The sequence below is a fragment of the Shewanella sp. ULN5 genome, assembly GCF_030731885.1.
Lineage (GTDB): Bacteria > Pseudomonadota > Gammaproteobacteria > Enterobacterales > Shewanellaceae > Shewanella > Shewanella holmiensis.
Genome location: NZ_JAPJEE010000020.1, coordinates 1 through 19139, shown reverse-complemented (window position 1 = coordinate 19139; position 19139 = coordinate 1). Strand labels below are relative to the sequence as shown.

The 19139-nt window shown below is 44.0% G+C and carries 17 protein-coding genes and 1 other RNA gene; 13 read left to right on the top strand and 5 right to left on the bottom strand.

Going from position 1 to position 19139, the window contains the following annotated elements; genetic code table 11:
• Nucleotides 1–87: 87 nt before the first annotated feature.
• On the bottom strand, nt 88–1008 hold the full coding sequence (locus tag ORI98_RS15860; RefSeq protein ID WP_306135878.1) for a manganese-dependent inorganic pyrophosphatase: 921 nt from the start codon (nt 1006–1008) through the stop codon (nt 88–90).
• 179 nt (nt 1009–1187) lie between these two features.
• On the opposite strand from ORI98_RS15860, the gene ORI98_RS15855 reads away from it, so the two are divergent.
• From ORI98_RS15855 to ORI98_RS15830, 6 genes are all read left to right on the top strand, one after another.
• Nucleotides 1188–1577, top strand: coding sequence for a VOC family protein (locus ORI98_RS15855; protein WP_261298723.1), 390 nt, complete (start codon nt 1188–1190; stop codon nt 1575–1577).
• 78 nt (nt 1578–1655) lie between these two features.
• Nucleotides 1656–2579: an ion transporter gene (locus ORI98_RS15850; protein ID WP_306135877.1), complete on the top strand. Its 924-nt coding sequence runs from the start codon at nt 1656–1658 to the stop codon at nt 2577–2579.
• Between the two features lie 186 nt (nt 2580–2765).
• Nucleotides 2766–3524 carry an AzlC family ABC transporter permease gene (locus tag ORI98_RS15845; protein WP_371931182.1) on the top strand — a complete coding sequence of 253 codons (759 nt, stop codon included), beginning with the start codon at nt 2766–2768 and terminating at the stop codon, nt 3522–3524.
• Nucleotides 3524–3823, top strand: a complete 300-nt coding sequence (locus ORI98_RS15840) for an AzlD domain-containing protein (protein ID WP_261298775.1) — start codon at nt 3524–3526, stop codon at nt 3821–3823. Before ORI98_RS15845 ends, ORI98_RS15840 begins: the two co-directional genes overlap by 1 nt.
• Nucleotides 3824–4033: 210 nt before the next feature.
• Nucleotides 4034–4759, top strand: coding sequence for a dihydromonapterin reductase (folM, locus tag ORI98_RS15835; protein ID WP_306135875.1), 726 nt, complete (start codon nt 4034–4036; stop codon nt 4757–4759).
• A gap of 121 nt (nt 4760–4880) precedes the next feature.
• Nucleotides 4881–6176 (top strand): O-acetylhomoserine aminocarboxypropyltransferase/cysteine synthase family protein, encoded by a 1296-nt coding sequence (locus tag ORI98_RS15830; RefSeq protein WP_306135904.1) that lies wholly within the window; start codon nt 4881–4883, stop codon nt 6174–6176.
• 179 nt (nt 6177–6355) lie between these two features.
• On the opposite strand, the gene ORI98_RS15825 is transcribed toward ORI98_RS15830, so the two are convergent.
• From ORI98_RS15825 to ORI98_RS15815, 3 genes are all read right to left on the bottom strand, one after another.
• Nucleotides 6356–7156: a 5-formyltetrahydrofolate cyclo-ligase gene (locus tag ORI98_RS15825; protein ID WP_306135874.1), complete on the bottom strand. Its 801-nt coding sequence runs from the start codon at nt 7154–7156 to the stop codon at nt 6356–6358.
• 8 nt (nt 7157–7164) lie between these two features.
• A non-coding RNA gene (gene ssrS / locus ORI98_RS15820) (6S RNA) lies at nt 7165–7347 on the bottom strand.
• A 43-nt stretch (nt 7348–7390) separates the two neighbouring features.
• A complete protein-coding gene (locus ORI98_RS15815; protein WP_188840865.1) occupies nt 7391–7699 on the bottom strand; it encodes a cell division protein ZapA in 309 nt (102 codons plus the stop codon).
• A gap of 218 nt (nt 7700–7917) precedes the next feature.
• Between ORI98_RS15815 and ORI98_RS15810 the strand changes: the two genes are divergently transcribed.
• From ORI98_RS15810 to ORI98_RS15780, 7 genes are all read left to right on the top strand, one after another.
• On the top strand, nt 7918–8493 hold the full coding sequence (locus ORI98_RS15810) for a UPF0149 family protein (protein ID WP_261298718.1): 576 nt from the start codon (nt 7918–7920) through the stop codon (nt 8491–8493).
• Nucleotides 8494–8532: 39 nt separating this feature from the next.
• The gene (ubiH, locus tag ORI98_RS15805) at nt 8533–9810 is read left to right on the top strand and encodes a 2-octaprenyl-6-methoxyphenyl hydroxylase (RefSeq protein WP_306135873.1); all 1278 of its coding nucleotides are present in this window, start codon (nt 8533–8535) and stop codon (nt 9808–9810) included.
• A gap of 70 nt (nt 9811–9880) precedes the next feature.
• Nucleotides 9881–11104 (top strand): FAD-dependent oxidoreductase, encoded by a 1224-nt coding sequence (locus ORI98_RS15800; protein ID WP_306135872.1) that lies wholly within the window; start codon nt 9881–9883, stop codon nt 11102–11104.
• A 231-nt stretch (nt 11105–11335) separates the two neighbouring features.
• Nucleotides 11336–12430 carry a glycine cleavage system aminomethyltransferase GcvT gene (gene gcvT / locus ORI98_RS15795; protein WP_306135871.1) on the top strand — a complete coding sequence of 365 codons (1095 nt, stop codon included), beginning with the start codon at nt 11336–11338 and terminating at the stop codon, nt 12428–12430.
• An 89-nt stretch (nt 12431–12519) separates the two neighbouring features.
• Nucleotides 12520–12909, top strand: a complete 390-nt coding sequence (gcvH, locus tag ORI98_RS15790; protein ID WP_188840860.1) for a glycine cleavage system protein GcvH — start codon at nt 12520–12522, stop codon at nt 12907–12909.
• A 206-nt stretch (nt 12910–13115) separates the two neighbouring features.
• Nucleotides 13116–16004: an aminomethyl-transferring glycine dehydrogenase gene (gene gcvP, locus ORI98_RS15785; protein ID WP_306135870.1), complete on the top strand. Its 2889-nt coding sequence runs from the start codon at nt 13116–13118 to the stop codon at nt 16002–16004.
• A 391-nt stretch (nt 16005–16395) separates the two neighbouring features.
• Nucleotides 16396–17481, top strand: coding sequence for a GGDEF domain-containing protein (locus ORI98_RS15780; RefSeq protein ID WP_306135869.1), 1086 nt, complete (start codon nt 16396–16398; stop codon nt 17479–17481).
• A 566-nt stretch (nt 17482–18047) separates the two neighbouring features.
• Here the strand turns inward: ORI98_RS15780 and ORI98_RS15775 are convergent.
• Nucleotides 18048–18851, bottom strand: a complete 804-nt coding sequence (locus ORI98_RS15775) for a DUF5694 domain-containing protein (RefSeq protein WP_306135868.1) — start codon at nt 18849–18851, stop codon at nt 18048–18050.
• Nucleotides 18852–19139: the final 288 nt, after the last annotated feature.

Genomic DNA, 19139 nt, shown 5'->3' with positions numbered 1-19139 from the left:
CAATAAAAAAGTCAGCTAAAAATAGCTGACTTTTTTGTATCCGTTAGTCTATTAACAACTTAACGGATGAACACCTATGATATAAGCTTAAGCAAATGCTTGCTGCAGTGATGGCACAACTTGCTTTTTACGGCTCAATACCCCATCTAACCACACTTTACCGTCTACAGTCGCTTTGCCGTATGCACGTTCGGTGAGGTCAGCACTGTCAGAAATAACCAGCATTTCACTGCCTTCTTTCATGATATCTGTCAGTAGCAATAACACACTGTGACGATTGCCTTCTTGTTTAAGTGCCGCAATATCTGCTGCTAAATCAGCTTTAATGGCATCAAATACAGCTAAGTCGATTACTTCTAATTGGCCAATACCCACTAGATTACCGTTCATGTTGAAGTCTTTAAAATCACGCATCACAAGATCACGTACAGGTGTACCTTCAACAGCAGACTTCACTTTAAACATGTCCATGCCTAATTCTTTAAAGTCTTCAATGCCGGCGATTTCAGCTAGTGCTTCAACGCAACGAATATCAGCAGTAGTGCAGGTGGGTGATTTGAAAATAACGGTATCGCTTAAAATGGCACACATCATGATGCCAGCAATGTTTGCTGGAATTTCTACTTGATAGAAATCATACATCATCTTAATCACAGTGTTACTACAGCCCACTGGACGGATCCAACACTCTAACGGTGTAGATGTGGTTAAATCGCCTAGCTTATGATGATCAACAATACCTACGATAGTGGCTTGAGCTATATCGTCTGGCGCTTGGGTGATCTCAGAATGGTCAACAATATAGACATTTTCGCCAGCGTAACTGGTTTTATACTCAGGAGCGTCAAAGCCAAAACGGTCTAGAATAAATGCCGTCTCAGGTGATAACTCACCTAAACGTGCAGCAATTGCAGGTTCGCCAATTTGATTTTTTAAATAAGCTAACGCGATTGCACCACAAATTGAATCTGAATCAGGGATTTTATGACCCACTACATACATTGACATTGTTAAGACTCCTCTAAATTTGCGCCGATTTTAGCAAGATTTAAATGCTTGACCAATCCTTATACGAAAAAAAGCTATTATGGCGAGTTAAAAACCTCACATAAGCCGTCATTCCAACCTCGCGTTGAGCTTAGGTGTGCTATAACATCAGCATTCACATGCTTTGCAATGGAATTTTTATGTTACTGGGTATTCATCATGTGGCGATTATTTGTGGCGATTACGCCCGCTCGAAGCACTTTTACCATCACATACTTGGTTTGCCTATTTTAGCTGAAAACTATCGCGCTGAACGGGACTCGTATAAGTTGGATTTAGCCTTACCCGATGGCAGCCAAATTGAGCTTTTCTCGTTTAACCATGCGCCAGTTCGCCCCAGTTATCCGGAGGCACAAGGGTTACGCCACTTAGCATTTAAGGTTGATGATATTGAGCAGGTTGTCGCGTATTTGGTGTCACACAATATCGATGTAGAGCCAATTAGGGTTGATGAATACACAGAAAAACGCTTCACGTTTTTTAATGACCCTGACGGTTTACCTTTAGAACTTTATTCTCACCACTTTTAAGGCAAAATTAAGCCTAGCTCTGTAGTCTCCTGCAACATTTTATCCGTTGTACTTATGTTTGCAGGAGCGCTGATTTTTATGTCTGTTACCGCCATACAAAATAAACTTAAAATCATTGATCAAAGTAAGGCCTTCCAGGGCTTTGTGATTTTTGTCATTGTGGTGTCGGCATTATCGATTGGTGCTCACACCTATCATTTACCGCCATGGCTAGAAAAAAGCTTACTGGTGCTAGATATCGGTATTACGGTATTTTTTCTCTTCGAGTTAATTATTCGCTACCTAGCTAGCGACGGACCTAAAAGCTTTTTCTCTAAGGGTTGGAATATTTTTGACACTGTGATTGTGATTGGCAGCTTAATTCCATTAGGAGGTTCAACCGTATTATTAGCACGATTATTGAGAATCTTCCGCGTGTTGCGTTTAGTGTCTATGGTGCCAGAACTGCGAATGCTGATTAATGCCTTATTTAAAGCTATCCCACGCATGGGCTACATAGTGTTACTGATGTTTGTGATTTTTTATATTTATGGCGCAGTGGGTAGCATGTTATTCGGGCATATTAATGCATTTTTATGGGGAGATGTGTCTATTGCCATGTTGACCTTGTTTCGTATTTCTACCTTCGAATCATGGACATCTATTATGTACGAAACCATGGCCGTATACCCACTCAGCTGGATGTTTTATTTAAGCTTTATCTTCCTGACGACCTTTACCTTTTTAAACATGATGGTGGGCACGGTATTAGATGTGATGAGTGAAGAAAGCCGTTTAATGAGCGAAGCCAAATTGCAATTCGCCATTGAGCAGCAGGGCATATTGACCACTGAAAATGTTGGCAGCATAACAGCGCCTAATGGATTGGAGCCAACAAGTGAACGAGTTGCTGATAATGAAAATAGGCCCGCAACAGCGGCAGAAATAAAACAGCTGCATGCAAAAATTGATCAACTGACGGCTTTATTACTTCAGCAACAAAACACACAACGCCAGCCTTAACGTAAGGTTAAATATTCTCAAATCCGCTCACAACACCTCGCCCTTGATATTTTATCAGGGGCTTTTTTTATCGAATTCAGTTAGGTTAAGTTAGCTTTACCTTATTCAACTCAATTTGATTCAATCTTACGGTTAATCGATTCTTCATTTTTACAAGGAATGCCATTGCCATTATCTGCAAATGATATTAAAGCTCAAAACCATAGCCGCGCTAAGTCATATTGGCTTGGTGCACTGGCGGTCATGCCGTTAACTATCGCGGTTATCCCTTGGGGTATCTTAGCGGGTTCGCTTGCCCTTGAAACAGGTTTAACTGGCTTACAAAGTCAAGCCATGTCAGCGATTATTTTTGCCGGTAGCGCCCAGCTAGTGGCGTTAGGGATGATAAAAGCCGGCGTTGGTTTAAGCGGTATTCTTATCACCACCTTATTGATCACTTCACGCCATGTGCTATATGCCATGGCAATGCGTCACCGCATTAGCCCATTACCATTAAAATGGCGTTTATCCTTGGGTTTTTTATTAACCGATGAGCTATTTGCCATTGCGAATCAGGGGCAGCAACACAAGTTTGATCGCTGGTTTGCATTAGGTGGTGGATTAACCTTTTATTTAGGTTGGAATACTGCAACCTTCATTGGCATTGTTGCAGGGCAAAATATTGATAACTTGGGTGAATTAGGGCTCGATTTCGCCATTGCCGCCACTTTTATTGCCATTGTGGTGCCCAGCGTCACTAAGCCCTCGGTATTGATTTGTGTGTTGGTATCGTTAGTGCTGGCAGTGGTGTGCGCAGTGTTAGAAATACAATCAGGATTATTAATTGCCACGCTTACGGGGATGTTTGCGGGGTACGGTTACGCTAGTATTACCGCAGAGTCAGTGCATGATTCGGCTGGATCAGATAAACCAGATACGCCCGTGTCAATTGAGGAGACAAAATGATGATTTGGTTAACCATAATATTGATGGCAATCATCGTATTTGCCAGTCGTCATGCGTTACTTGAACCGAGAGTACCGATTAGATTAAGCCAAAAAACACTGACGTTTTTAAGTTATTCCGCCCCCGCAGTGTTAACCGCTATTTTTGCGCCAATAGTGTTTGCCCCAAATAATCAACTGGATTTATCGCTTTCTAATCCTTATCTCATCTGCGCTTTGGTTGCCACATTGCTGGCGTGGTTTACTAAAAATACCCTGTTAACGATAGTGATCAGCATGGGACTGTTTTTTATGCTGTAAGTCAGCGTTGATCAGTCAAACGTTGGATTAATGCTAGTTTGAGCATAAAATTTTAAACCTAATCAAGCTTGCCAGCGTAATGTACTGTCATCGAACTGTATTACGTTCACGGTAGTGTGGGTTATTAACAACAGTCCCTAGTATGCGACTTTGTCGATATGCTAAGGTAATGAAAAATAACAAATCTATCCTGATGAATAAGAGAAGTATATGAATAAGACGGTATTGATTACAGGCGTAGGTAAACGCATAGGCTATGCACTCGCAAAGTACTTTTTAGCCCGTGGGGATAACGTTATTGGTACTTATCGCAGTCACTACGACAGCATAGAGCAGTTACGTAAATTAGGCGCAACGCTGATCCAATGTGATTTAACCGAGAGTACCTCAATTGCCAATTTAATTGAGCAGGTTAACGGTGCTGCGCGTTTAGATTGCATTATTCATAACGCTTCAGATTGGTTACCCGACAACAACTCATTAAGCCCTGGCGAAACCATTAATCGCATGATGCAGGTCCATGTGAACGCACCCTATGAAATAAACTTGGCATTGGCCGACTTATTAATAAATAGCGCTCAACTAAATAACGATGCGATAGGGGCCAGTAATATTATTCATATCACTGACTATGTAGCCGAAAAGGGAAGCAAAAAACACATCGCCTATGCTGCCAGTAAAGCAGCACTTCACAATTTAACCTTATCTTTTGCCACCAAACTTGCACCACACGTTAAAGTTAACTCTATTGCGCCCGCGATGATTTTATTTAACGAACACGATGATGATGCTTATAAAGCTAATGCGTTAGCTAAAGCCATATTGCCAAAAGAAGCCGGAAATCAGGAAATTATCGCCCTAGTGGAGTACCTGCAATCAAGCCACTATGTCACTGGCCGTAGCTATGCGGTTGATGGTGGGCGGCAGTTAATGTAATGCTAGAGAGCAATTTACAAATAAAATATTTAGACTTCTAGATGGCTATTTGCTAGTGTGAATATCAGTGCAATATTCACACTGCTTATCATCAAAGGAAGGTATTATGTCAACGGCAAATTTGAAACTCGAATCGCTCGCGCTGCACCACGGCTATAAATCTGAAGCAACCACCAAGGCAGCAGCCGTGCCCATTTACCAAACCACCTCTTATACCTTTGATGACACCCAACATGGTGCTGATCTATTCGACTTAAAAGTGGCTGGTAATATTTACACCCGCATAATGAATCCCACAACAGATGTATTAGAGCAGCGTCTTGCCGCCATTGAAGGCGGTATTGCGGCATTAGCCGTAGCTTCAGGTATGGCGGCAATTACTTATGCGATTCAAGCCTTAACTCAGGTGGGTGATAACATCGTAAGCACCAGTCAATTATATGGTGGCACCTATAATTTATTTGCCCACACATTGCCACGCCAAGGCGTGGAAGTACGCATGGCCGCTTATGATGATTATGCTGGCCTTGAAGCCCTAATAGACGATAAAACCAAAGCCTTATTTTGTGAGTCGATTGGTAATCCTGCGGGTAACGTGGTCGATTTACAGCGTTTAGCCGATATTGCCCATAAACATGGGGTGCCGCTAGTGGTCGATAATACTGTGGCCACTCCGGTGCTGTGCCGCGCATTTGATCACGGCGCCGATATTGTTATTCATTCATTAACCAAATATATCGGCGGCCATGGCACCACTATTGGTGGGGTGATTATTGATTCCGGTAAATTTGATTGGGTTGCTAATAAAGCGCGTTTTGCCCTACTTAACCAGCCAGATCCGTCTTATCACGGCGTGGTTTATACCGAAGCATTTGGTCCCGCGGCCTTTATTGGTCGTTGTCGCGTAGTACCACTGCGCAACACCGGTGCAGCGTTATCGCCTCAAAGTGCCTTTTTATTACTGCAAGGCTTAGAAACCCTTAGCTTACGCATGGAACGCCACTGCAGTAATGCTTTGGCGTTGGCTGAGTATCTTGACACACACCCACAAGTGAGTTGGGTTAACTATGCAGCATTGCCAAATAGTCCACAGTTTGAACGTTGCCAAAAAATCACGGGTGGTAAAGCTTCAGGTATTATCAGTTTTGGTATTAAAGCGGCAGATGCGCAGGCCGGTAAAGTGGCGGGCGGTAAGTTTATTGATGCGCTACAAATGGTGTTACGTTTAGTCAACATTGGTGATGCCAAATCATTAGCCTGTCATCCAGCCAGTACCACCCACAGACAACTCGATGCAGCCGAACTAGCTAAAGCGGGAGTGTCGGAAGACTTAGTTAGAATTTCAGTGGGCATTGAGCATATCGACGATATTATTGCCGATGTCAGTCAAGCACTGGAAAAAGCATTAATAAGCTAAGTAACCAGAGTTCAGGTTATTGAGCCCATCTCTAAACCCGAGTTGAGGTTAATCACTTTGCTATTATTGAGTGAGTTTTACTAAGCTATAAAATAAGAATCCCCAATACAGCAAATGTACTGGGGATTTTTATCTTTACGCTACACAAGCCTTAGCACTTTCGTGCTTAGCTTGCGCATTTAGTTACGGGCTAAGCGTCTAGTTGGCGTGATCACTAATGGCAATGGTACATCCCAACACTCAACAGGCAAATGGCTCACCTGTTGGCAGTCGTGGGCAAATCCAACCGCAAAAGGTTTGTTGTCTACGCTGTGTTTCAAGGTTCTATCGTAATAACCGCCGCCCATGCCCATACGGTTACAGGCACCGTCAAATGCCACTAATGGGGTGACGATCATGTCTAGTTTAGGTGTTGGGAGCACGTCTTGTACATTCAGCTTCGGCTCAGAAATACCAAACTTGTTTCTCACTAATACCGACTCACTGTGGTAGTGACAAAACAATAAGTGTCCAGGGCAAAAAGGATGAATAATTGGCAAATAGGTTTTCACCCCAATGTGCCATAAGGCTTCAATCAATTTTTCAGTGGCCAATTCACCATCGTGGCTGAAATACAAAGCCACATGTTGGGCATTTTGTTGCTGAATTTCTGCCAACATATGACGGCTAGCAATTAATGCTAATTGATGTTGCTCAGCTGAGGTAAAGCTTTTACGTTCTTCACGAATATGACGGCGAATGAAATCGCGGCCCATTCCCTGGCTATCAAATAGGGCATAGCGCTCTTGTTTGCTTAATTCAAAACCAGAGTCTTGATGGGCTAGGTTGTCGATATTCACATGCTGATTATCAGCATCCACTGCAGACAATGCCTGATTAGCACTGTCTAAGTGTTTATTAATAGACGAGAAATAGGTGGTTTTAGCCGATGATAACCCTACTGGTGTTTCAGCAGTGTTCATGTAGCGAGTGATGGTCATAAATTAGGATGCTCCCCAGAATACCGTGGCTGGTGTAAGCCCTTGAACCGTAGGTTCAAGGCGGGTAAATGTTCATATCCTAAGGCTTCTCGATACGAGCCGAGCATGCACAATGTCAATGAAAGCATTCACCCTGGGTTTGTAAATATCGGCACAGGGACATTACCAACACACGCATATCCCAGGGAGCAAAACAGGTTGATAGTTGCTTAAGGCAAATATCTAAAACTGATTTTAGTCGTCCTTGCGACTTCGTTCAATCAACGAATTTTCAAGCGTAGATTGTAACAAAGAAATACGCTCGTCCATTTGCGCCATATAGTGTTTATTTTTCTGCTTTTCTTCAAACAATTCATTACCAATATTTAACGCGGCCATAATGGCTAATTCTTCGCGGCTTAAACTATTGGTACGGGTTTTAAGATTGGTGAGCTGTGCCTCAACCTCTCTGGCCACTGAGCGTAGGTTATCCTCACGTCCTTTTGGACATGCGATGGAGTAGGTGCGCCCTAAAAGGGTTATTTCAACAGCGCTGGTACTCATAACGTCGCGGCAAGATCCTTTATAAAAAAAGCATATATTGTTAAAGCCGAACTATATAGGTGTGGATTTAAAAGCGCAAGGCAAGCAGGCGCCTTTTTATCTATTTGCTGTATGTCTGAGCAAATCTGGCTTTTATCTCACATCGTGGCTGCAAGTATTTGGCGCTAATAGCGAACTCTGCTAGCATTGGGAAAGTTATCGCCCTTTAGGAAAGTACCATGGCAATCCCACCTTCATTATGTATCGACAACCTTAAAAAAGCCCTCGACGCCGCCGAAATTGGCCAGCACCCAGTAGAAGTTCACGGTGCATTGGTCGGCTTAATCTGTGGTGGTGTTGAACAGGATAACCAAACTTGGGTTGGCCCATTAATAGATTTAATGAATGATGGTAAGGCACTAGAAAGCAACTTACTCCAACTGATCACCGAGCTTTACCAAGATACCGTCACCCGTTTGGTTGATTTTGAATTCGGCTTCACCTTATTGTTGCCTGAAGAAGAAGTGTCGCTATCGCATCGCGTAGAAGCGCTATCATTATGGACCCAAAGCTTTTTAACGGGTATTGCCATTATTCAGCCTAAATTGAATCAGGCATCAGACGACGTAAAAGAAGTGATTAAAGATCTTGCTGAAATTGCTCAGGTAGAATTTGATGTAGGCGACGATGAAGAGTCAGAAGCAGCTTATATTGAGTTACAAGAGTTTGTGCGGATGGCCGCTATTTTATGTTATTCCGAGTTTGGCCCAGAGCCGGAAATGGACAATACCGAAACCACTCAAACCGTTCACTAATCATTTAGCCATATAATACATAAGCGATTGAGTTGAGATATGAATTCAGCATCAGCAGCATTGCAACCCTTTGATATTGTCATTATTGGCGGCGCCATGGCTGGCGCAACCCTAGCGTTAGGGCTTGCCAAGCTCAATCAAGGCCGAGCACAACCACTATCTATCGCCCTGATTGAAGCGCAGCAAGCCGACGACAGTCACCCTGGGTTTGATGCCCGATCGATTGCTATAGCCCACGGCTCTATTTTTGAACTCAATCGCTTAGGCATTTGGCCTGCGCTAAGCCATTTAGGCACAGCAATTCAAGATATTCATATTTCAGATCGCGGCCATTTTGGTATGACCGAACTGAACGCCAAGCCATTGGGCCTATCGGCACTCGGTCAGGTGGTTGAGCTCGCTCAAGTCGGACAGGTGCTATTTGAACAACTTAAACAAGCAGATATCACCTTATTCTGCCCCGCTAAACTTAGCCAACTCACCAGTGACGCGCACGGCCATTACTTAACTTTAGATAATGGTATTACCCTTAGTGCTAAATTGCTGGTGGCGGCAGACGGTGCTAATTCAGTGGTGCGCCAACAGTTAAAGCAAGAGGCCGAACAAATTGATTTTCAGCAAAGTGCTGTTGTCGCCAATGTTGAAACCGACAAACCGCATCAACACTGGGCATATGAAAGATTCACTGAAACCGGCCCGTTAGCCTTATTACCCATGAGCAATCAACCTGCGGTAAAAGGCCAAACGCTGCGTACATCAGGCCATGCCAGATTATCTCTGGTGTGGGCGGTTTCACCTCAACAGGCTGCGCAATTGGCACAGGCCGATGAAGCTGACTTTTTACAGCAATTACAACAGGCTTTTGGCAATCGGGCAGGGCGCTTTACCCAGGTTGGCAAGCGCGTGACTTACCCGTTAACCTTAACCACAATGGCGCGACCTATATTCCACCGTTGTGTGTTTGTTGGTAATGCCGCGCAAACCCTGCACCCCATTGCTGGACAAGGGTTTAATTTAGGCTTGCGCGATGTTGTTGGGCTGATCCAGGTGATTGAAACTGCACTTAAACAGGTTGACGATAACGCCCAGGGTAACCTAGTTCCTTTTGATGTTGGCTCCAGTGAGATTGTCCATCAATATTTGGCCGCACGTCAGAACGATCGTCACAGTACTTTGCGCAATATCGAATTTTTAGTGCGTGGCTTTTCAAATCAACATTGGCCACTGGTGGCAGGGCGCTCATTGGGGTTAAGGTTACTGTCATGGTTGCCACCGCTAAAACGGCCTGTGGCACAAATCGCCATGGGCTGGCGTTAACCTGTAATTCCTATACGCCAAGATTATGCACCGATTTACTTTTTCACTGATGCTTTAAAAGGACACTGCTATGTATACCAGCCAAACTTTTGATGTTGCCATTGTCGGTGGCGGAATGGTGGGATTAGCGACCGCCATTGGCTTAGCCGAAGCCAATTTAAAGGTGGTGGTCATTGATGCTAGTAGCACACAAGCCCCTAGCGGTGAGCCTAAACTGCGCGTTAGCGCCATTAATAAAGCCAGCCAACAGCTGCTCATTAACCTTGGTGCATGGCAATACCTTGACCACAGCCGCGTCAGCCCGTATCAAAAAATGATGGTATGGGACAAAGACGGCATAGGTAAAATTGAATTTGATGCCCACGCCATCAGCGAAAACCATCTTGGGGCGATCATTGAAAACGATGCCATTAGCTTTGCACTTGCCAAACGAGTCAGCGAGCTCAGCAATATCACCCATATCGAACAACAAAAACTGCAACGCGTGGCATTTGGCGAACGCGAAGCATGGTTAACCCTTGAAAATGGTGACAATATGTCAGCCGCGTTAGTTATCGGTGCTGATGGTGCTAATTCATGGGTACGCCAACAATGCCAAATTCCATTAACTTTTTGGGATTACGGCCACCATGCCATTGTTGCCACAGTGCGCACCGAACTCGCCCATGATGCCACCGCTCGTCAGGCCTTTTTACCCGACGGTCCACTGGCCATGCTGCCTCTTTATGAAGACAATCTGTGTTCAATTGTCTGGTCAACGTCACCACAACATGCCGAGCAATTGTTAGCGTTAGATGATGTCACGTTTGGTCATGCGTTAACTGCGGCTTTAGACAGTCGTTTAGGTGTGTGTGAAGTGGTCAGTGAGCGCCATGCCTTTCCGTTACGTATGCGTTATGCGCGTCATTTTGCCCGCCATCGTTTAGTGCTAGCCGGAGATGCGGCCCACACGATACACCCATTGGCAGGACAAGGGGTTAACTTAGGCTTTTTAGATGCCGCCAGCATTATTCAAACCGTGACAGAGTTGCATGAGCAAGGCAAAGATATTGGAGATTATCGTCATTTACGCGCTTTAGAGCGCTGGCGAAAAGCCGAGGCGATGGAAATGATTGCCACCATGGAAGCCTTCAAACGCCTGTTTGCTGGACGCAATCCATTGAAGAAAGCCATCCGCGACATCGGATTATCACTGGTTGATAATGTTGCTGGTCTGAAAACAGTGTTCGTCAGACAGGCCATGGGCAACAAGATGACATTACCTAAACTGTGTCGTGAATCAATTTCATCTTGAGAATCTTTAAAATCGCTTATATATCAGGTGATCTAGCCCTATAGATGATTTTTATCTAAAAGGGTTGTAAATTTATTACATATGTCGCATTAGCTAAACTAATGATGACTCGGTCGGATTAGAAAATTTTTTTGTATACAATCCAACTCTGCCGAGTATAATTTTGGCCGAATTTTAGCAAATACCTAGGCTGTGTTTTTAACATGGCACTACCCACAATAAGGGATAAGAATGGCTAGCAAAACGGTACTCTTCAACAAGCATTTAGAATCGAACGCCAAGATGGTGGATTTCCACGGCTGGGAAATGCCAATTAACTATGGTTCGCAAATCGAAGAGCATCACGCTGTTCGTCAAGACGCGGGTATGTTTGACGTGTCACACATGACAGTGGTCGATGTGACTGGCACTGATGCATGTGCATTCTTACGTAAGCTTTTAGCTAACGATGTCGCCAAACTTACCGTACCAGGTAAAGCCTTATACGGCGGTATGCTAGACGAAAACGCTGGCATCATCGACGACCTTATTACTTACTACTTAACTGACACCCATTATCGTGTTGTGGTTAACTCAGCGACCCGTGAAAAAGACCTAGCATGGATCAACAAGCAAGCTGCTGCCTTTGATGTCACCATCACTGAGCGCCCAGAGCTAGCAATGATCGCCGTGCAAGGCCCTAACGCTAAAGCAAAAGCGGCTAAAGTATTTAATGCCGAGCAAAATGCTGCAATTGAAGGCATGAAGCCATTCTTTGGAGTGCAATCTGGCAGCCTATTTATTGCTACCACAGGATATACCGGTGAAGCTGGCTACGAAATTATCGTGCCAGAAACCGAAGCAGAAGCTCTATGGCAAGCGCTATTAGATGTAGAAGTGCGTCCATGTGGTTTAGGCGCTCGTGACACATTACGTTTAGAAGCTGGTATGAACCTATACGGTTTAGACATGGACGAAAGCATTAACCCACTTGCTGCTAACATGGGTTGGACCGTAGCTTGGGAGCCAAGCGATCGTGACTTTATTGGTCGCGCCGCATTAACCCAATTAAAAGCTGCGGGTACCGACAAATTAGTTGGCTTGGTTATGGAAGAAAAAGGCGTTTTACGCCATGATATGCCAGTGTTTTTCACCGACGAAAACGGTGTAGAGCATCAAGGTGCGATCACCAGCGGGACTTTCTCGCCAACTTTAGGCTATTCTATTGCCATGGCGCGTGTACCAAATGGTATTGGTGCAGTTGCCGAAGTTGAAATGCGTAAAAAACGCGTTGCGGTAAAAGTGATAGCCCCAAGCTTTGTACGTAACGGCAAACAAGCATTCTAAATTAAGCAGTTTGCTAGGCATGGATCATGTCTGGCTAGCTGGACAATTTTTTACAACAGATTACAGAACCAGATTAAAGGACAACGACAATGAGCAACATTCCAGCAGATTTGAAATATGCTTCTTCACACGAGTGGATCCGTCTTGAAACTGACGGTAGCTACACAGTAGGTATTACTGAGCACGCTCAAGAGTTATTAGGTGACATGGTATTCGTAGAATTACCAGAAGTGGGTGACACGGTTACAGCGGGTGAAGACTGTGCTGTGGCTGAATCTGTTAAAGCTGCATCTGACATCTATGCGCCAATTTCTGGTGAAGTGATTGCCATCAACGAAGCCTTAGAAGACTCGCCAGAGTTAGTTAACAGCGATGCATTTGGCGATGGTTGGTTCTTCCGCGTTATGCCATCTGATGCATCTGAAGCAGACGGTCTATTAGATGCTGAAGGCTATCAAGAAGTTATCGACGAAGAGTAAATCTTGTCGGCACTGAGAAGCTCCCTCGGGAGCTTCTTTGTTTTGTGTGGCGCGCTGTAACACGTCATTAGATAAAAATATCAACAAAAAAACACTTTTTGGAAGATATCGACGTATAACACCCACTCACACGTACCACTATTTCACACATACCCAGTAACTGTGCCCTACAGCCCACTACTGGCAAATTTGGAACAAGGTTAATCATGACCAAGCAAACGCTTACACAATTAGAACAGCACGAATTATTTTTAACGCGTCACATTGGCCCTAATGCTGCTCAACAACAAGAAATGTTGAACTTTGTTGGTGCTGAATCGTTAGAAGATTTAACCGCGCAAACTGTGCCGGGTAAAATTCGTTTACCGCAAGAATTAACCATTGGTGATTCATGTGGTGAAGCTGAAGGTATCAGCTACATCCGTAACATTGCCGATAAAAATAAAGTGTTCAAAAACTATATCGGTATGGGTTATTACGGCGTACAAGTACCCAATGTTATTTTGCGTAATGTGTTTGAAAATCCAGGTTGGTATACAGCGTACACGCCTTATCAGCCAGAAATCGCCCAAGGTCGTTTAGAAGCTATTCTTAACTTCCAACAAATGTCGATGGACTTAACCGGTCTTGATTTAGCATCAGCATCATTATTAGATGAAGCCACCGCAGCGGCAGAAGCCATGGCACTCGCTAAGCGTGTGTCGAAAGCGAAAAAAGCCAATACTTTCTTCGTTGCCGACGATGTGTTCCCACAAACATTAGACGTGGTTAAAACCCGTGCTGAATGTTTTGGTTTTGAAGTTGTAGTAGGCCCAGCGCATGAAGCCGTTAACTACGAGCTATTTGGTGCATTGTTCCAATACACAAACCGTCACGGTCAAATTACTGATTACACAGAGCTATTTGCTACCTTACGTGAAAGCAAAGCGATTATTACTGTTGCTGCTGACATCATGTCGTTAGTGTTACTTAAATCACCAGGCGCTATGGGCGCAGACGTGGTATTTGGTAGTGCACAACGTTTTGGCGTACCAATGGGATACGGTGGACCACACGCTGCATTTTTCGTTGCCCGTGATGAGCACAAGCGTTCAATGCCAGGTCGTATCATTGGTGTGTCAAAAGACACCCGTGGTAACCAAGCATTGCGTATGGCCATGCAAACGCGCGAGCAACATATTCGCCGTGAAAAAGCCAACTCAAACATCTGTACTGCGCAAATTTTACTTGCCAACATGGCATCGTTCTACGCAGTATTCCACGGCCCACAAGGCTTAAAAACGATTGCATCACGCATTAATCGTTTTACAGATATCTTAGCAACAGGCTTACAGGCTAAAGGCTTAAACCTAGTAAACAGCACTTGGTTTGATACCATCAGTGTTGCAGGCGCAGACGTAGCAGCTATCAATACCCGTGCACTTGCTGCAGGTATTAACTTACGTATCGACGCCGACGGCGTATTTGGTGTCAGCTTAGATGAAACCACAGTACGTGCCGATGTTGCGGCATTATTTGATGTGATTTTAGGCGCAGGCCATGGTTTAGACGTTGGCGCGTTAGATGCACAAGTGATTGCTAATGCGAGCTCATCCATTCCAGCGGCGCTTATCCGTCAAGACGCAGTATTAACCCATCCAACATTCAATCGCTACCAAAGCGAAACTGAAATGATGCGTTATATCAAGCGTTTAGAAAACAAAGATTTAGCATTAAACCACTCAATGATTTCATTGGGTTCATGTACTATGAAGCTAAACGCTGCAGTAGAAATGCTGCCAGTTAGCTGGCCAGAATTTGCTAACATGCACCCATTCTGTCCGTTAGACCAAGCGCAAGGCTACACTCAGTTAATTACTGAGTTATCAGACTACCTAGTTAACATCACAGGTTACGATGCAGTTTGTATCCAGCCTAACTCTGGTGCACAAGGTGAATACGCTGGTTTATTAGCCATCAAAAAGTACCACGAGTCTCGCGGCGACGCGCACCGTGATATCTGTTTAATTCCACAATCGGCACACGGTACTAACCCAGCATCTGCACAGCTTGCAGGTATGAAAGTGGTAGTAACCGCCTGTGATAAAGAAGGTAACGTTGATTTAGAAGATCTACGCGCTAAAGCAAGCGAGCTTGCAGACAGCTTATCGTGCATCATGATCACGTACCCATCTACCCACGGTGTGTATGAAGAATCCATCCGCGAAGTATGTGAAATTGTTCACCAATACGGTGGTCAAGTGTACCTAGACGGTGCCAACATGAACGCACAGGTTGGGTTAACTTCTCCTGGCTTTATCGGCGCAGACGTATCGCACTTAAACTTACACAAAACCTTTGCTATCCCGCACGGCGGTGGTGGTCCAGGTATGGGCCCAATTGGTGTTAAAGCACACCTAGCGCCATTTGTAGCGGGTCACGTTGTGGTTAAGCCTGGTCGTGAAAGCGACAACAACGGCGCAGTTTCTGCCGCGCCATACGGCAGCGCCAGCATTTTACCTATCAGCTGGATGTACATTAAGTTGTTAGGCACTAAAGGCGTAACTCAATCTACGCAAACAGCGCTGTTAAATGCTAACTACGTGATGAAAAAGCTATCAGCATACTACCCAGTATTATTTACTGGCCGTAATGACCGCGTCGCCCACGAATGTATTTTAGATTTACGCCCGCTAAAAGAAGCATCAGGCGTGACTGAAATGGACATCGCTAAGCGTCTAAACGACTACGGCTTCCACGCCCCAACCATGAGCTTCCCAGTAGCGGGCACGCTAATGATTGAGCCAACAGAATCAGAGTCGAAAGTAGAGTTAGACCGCTTCATCGAAGCTATGGTTTCTATTCGCGCTGAGATTGCTAAAGTGGAATCAGGCGAGTGGCCAGCGGACAACAACCCATTACACAATGCACCACACACCATGGCCGACATTATGGATGTAGAGTTTGACTCACGCCCATACAGCCGTGAAGTGGCCGTGTTCCCAACCGCATCAGTTAAGGCCAACAAGTTCTGGCCAACGGTGAACCGTATTGATGATGTTTATGGGGATCGTAATTTGATGTGTTCTTGTGCACCACTATCTGATTACGAATAATTGCTGCTTAGGCTTGATAATACGGCTTCAGTTTAAGGTTTTCGCTGCTCATTGACACCAGTCAACTCCGCGGCGAAAACCTCAAACTTCATTGTCTTATCATCGCCAGCGACGCAATTATGGTGGTAGTGGGCTTCATTGAAGTATTCTGTGTAAAAGCATTTAAAAAGCGACCTTCTGGTCGTTTTTTTGTTTTTGTTAAGTTGATATTGAACAAGTTAGTTGGTATAAGTAATTGTTTTTATAGCTATAATCAGAAAGGTGACTAGGTGTGAATATTAGTGGAGTTGTGGTTGCCAATAATTATAGACTGACTAAAAATTAACTAATACTATAATGCTAACTGAAGGTTTTAGTCGTTTCTTGCAGTATTAATCGAAGGAATTCAATAATGAAATGGTTACCTGCTAAGTGGGTGTTAGATAAAGAGGCAGAACTATCATTTCAACAATCTTTAAATCAACGCTCACGCACAAATGCAGAAATGATGAGTTACATCTTAATTACGGTGTTGCTATTTTTTACCCTTTCTTCATTTGCAGCCGCTAATTATACTTTCACCGATATCTTAACCCGTATCATCAGCCTCATAATTGCAATGGTAATGATTTTCAGTATTAAAAAATCAGCCGCCTGTTACCTTGATTCGATAATGTTATTTTTTGCGGTACTGTTTACCCTCATCAATGGTTTATTCTTTTATAGCTATGCTATTAATCATCAAGAGCTTCATGAAGGCGGCCCTATGCTGTCAGCCATTTTTATTACAGCCATTCCCATACTTCACTTAGGGCAAAAGTTCATTATTTGGCTGTTGCTGGGTGTCGCTCTGCTTATAATCCAATTCAACACCGAGGTGGATATCATTTGGAGTATAAACTTCTATGTGATGACAGTTGCCATCATGACCGCGATGCAATATCAAACGGATGTGCTGCTGAGAAAACAATATAAATACGAGTTAATTCAAGCACAAAAGGCGCAAACTGATGAGTTGACAGGAATTCATAATCGCTATAATTTCGAAAAGCAATTCTCGACTCTGTTACATAATTTAAAACAGGGGCAGTACCTTTCATTGGCTATGATCGACGTTGATCACTTTAAAAAATATAATGATCGCTACGGGCATTTAATGGGCGATAAAGCCTTGGTCAGCTTTGCCCAGTTACTTTCAATCCAAGGTGCCGATATGGTGGTGCGCTTTGGTGGCGAAGAATTTATTTTGGTTTCTGTTAGTTCAAATCAAAATCAGCACTGGCTTGAAGATCTCCCCATGCAGCTTAAGCGGCTCGAGATTGAGCATAGCGATTCAGCAACCGGGTACCTGTCAGCATCAGCTGGGGTGGTAAGTGTTAGTGCCAATCAGCGTCATCTAGTTAATAAAACCAAGCTTTTAACCTTAGCCGATCGCTGTTTATACCAAGCTAAAAAAGCAGGTAGAAACCAAGTGAGCCGCCAAAAGGTATCTCTTTAAGAATAAGACTTAAGTTACGGTTGAGGCAAAAGTTGAAGTTGATGCTGAGAATAAACTTGAGTTCACCGCCAAATGGCATCATTCAGAAGGGTATTTGGTTTATGGGCGCATCGCTGGGTAACTTAATACCAGGGGTAGCAGGATAAATTAGTACTTTACCGATGCAAGAATTATTGACTATTGTGGCGAGCGTTTCAGTGATTGCGGGAGTCATCTATTTGCTAATTTCGCCCTTGGAGAGGCACGTAAAAGTAAACGTGAAAGCCAAAGAACTTGTGATTGATTAATCGTGGGATAAGTGGTGGGTAAATGAGTGGAGAAATTGGGTCTAGACGAAGTAAGTAGTTTCGTTCAAATGCTAAACGAGAACCTTGGTACTACATCACTACGTAGCACCAAGGATACAGCTAAAAGGGCAGTTAAGCGGCTGATAAACATAAGTCTTTGAGGCTGCTGAAGCCTCACTGCCCCCCGTTATTCTGTTAGGGAAACACTCAAACCAAGAACCGCAGCATTGCCCAACCAGGTCAAAAACACAGCAACTTGGTTGAGCAAACACGTGAATATTATAAAAAATTGTCAACAGACACCGCTTTGCGCTGAGTGTCATTGGCCAGAAAATCTTTGATAACAGCAATATGGCCTTGCCCAGCAATCACCAAAACTCGCTTGCCCGGGCTGGCCGCTAGTTGAATGTTGGCATACATGCGAAAGTTTCTGTGCCACCAACTTGCCGAAGCATCTGCGCCAACAAAGTTATCCCCAGCACCCACTTCATTGCTGAGTAAGTAAATGGATTGATTCAGCCGATATTGTTGTTCTGAATTCATCGCACGCAACACGCCTGCCAGGCTCAATGTCTGATGCATTTCGTTACTTTGGGCAGTAACCTCCGCAATCAAGGTATCAAAAGCCGCTTGAATGGCCGGTGCCTTTCTTGGCATTTGTTCAAACAGCTGCTCAGCATTCCAATGTATGTCCTGCTCGTCGAAGCAGCGCACGGCGCTACCGCCTGCGGCTTTAGCCACCCTGAATCCGAGTTGATAACTCTCATTCACTGGCAGTGTAAATTCGCCTTTTAAATACTGTTGATATTGCTCATCAAGCTTACCCTGAAAGCTTATAGGACACTCCAGCAAAACATCTGTTGGGGTAAAATCCTTCGCCAGTTTTTGGCTGAAGGTTTGTAAATACTGCTGACTGTCAGCAGAGGTAACATCCAGCACAGACGTTTTTACCGTGTCCAAACCAGGGTTAGTAAAGTGAAAAGTACCCAGTAACATAATTTGCGCTGGCTCTTCAGCACGAACAGTTTGAGCCCCTATTAACAGTGTGGTTGCTAGAAAGACTAAAGCGGATAATTTTTTCATTAAAATAACCTTATGAGTTTTTGAAATTAAACATCAATCAGCGAAAAACATGCCAAAACTTAAGTTGTTGTTTTATATGTAATTACAATATAAAAATGCAAGCTTCTACTTTATAGTTTGAGAGCTATTAGTAGAACTGACCATTTTTTCGTGTGTCACGCTAAAGATAAGAGGGAATTCCTCAGACTCTGCGGAAAAGTGGGGTCAGAGTCTGACGAATCCCCACAAAAGAATGAATAAAAATAATGAGATAGGTTAAAAACTGAGGAACATTCATGGCATTTGGTG

What these genes read in the sequence shown, in the direction of transcription:
- ORI98_RS15860 (WP_306135878.1), bottom strand. Translation starts at nt 1,008, where the DNA reads ATGTCAATGTATGTAGTGGGTCATAAAATCCCTGATTCAGATTCAATT.
- ORI98_RS15855 (WP_261298723.1), top strand. Translation starts at nt 1,188, where the DNA reads ATGTTACTGGGTATTCATCATGTGGCGATTATTTGTGGCGATTACGCC.
- ORI98_RS15850 (WP_306135877.1), top strand. Translation starts at nt 1,656, where the DNA reads ATGTCTGTTACCGCCATACAAAATAAACTTAAAATCATTGATCAAAGT.
- ORI98_RS15840 (WP_261298775.1), top strand. Translation starts at nt 3,524, where the DNA reads ATGATTTGGTTAACCATAATATTGATGGCAATCATCGTATTTGCCAGT.
- folM (WP_306135875.1), top strand. Translation starts at nt 4,034, where the DNA reads ATGAATAAGACGGTATTGATTACAGGCGTAGGTAAACGCATAGGCTAT.
- ORI98_RS15825 (WP_306135874.1), bottom strand. Translation starts at nt 7,156, where the DNA reads ATGACCATCACTCGCTACATGAACACTGCTGAAACACCAGTAGGGTTA.
- ORI98_RS15815 (WP_188840865.1), bottom strand. Translation starts at nt 7,699, where the DNA reads ATGAGTACCAGCGCTGTTGAAATAACCCTTTTAGGGCGCACCTACTCC.
- ORI98_RS15810 (WP_261298718.1), top strand. Translation starts at nt 7,918, where the DNA reads ATGGCAATCCCACCTTCATTATGTATCGACAACCTTAAAAAAGCCCTC.
- ubiH (WP_306135873.1), top strand. Translation starts at nt 8,533, where the DNA reads ATGAATTCAGCATCAGCAGCATTGCAACCCTTTGATATTGTCATTATT.
- ORI98_RS15800 (WP_306135872.1), top strand. Translation starts at nt 9,881, where the DNA reads ATGTATACCAGCCAAACTTTTGATGTTGCCATTGTCGGTGGCGGAATG.
- gcvT (WP_306135871.1), top strand. Translation starts at nt 11,336, where the DNA reads ATGGCTAGCAAAACGGTACTCTTCAACAAGCATTTAGAATCGAACGCC.
- gcvH (WP_188840860.1), top strand. Translation starts at nt 12,520, where the DNA reads ATGAGCAACATTCCAGCAGATTTGAAATATGCTTCTTCACACGAGTGG.
- gcvP (WP_306135870.1), top strand. Translation starts at nt 13,116, where the DNA reads ATGACCAAGCAAACGCTTACACAATTAGAACAGCACGAATTATTTTTA.
- ORI98_RS15780 (WP_306135869.1), top strand. Translation starts at nt 16,396, where the DNA reads ATGAAATGGTTACCTGCTAAGTGGGTGTTAGATAAAGAGGCAGAACTA.
- ORI98_RS15775 (WP_306135868.1), bottom strand. Translation starts at nt 18,851, where the DNA reads ATGAAAAAATTATCCGCTTTAGTCTTTCTAGCAACCACACTGTTAATA.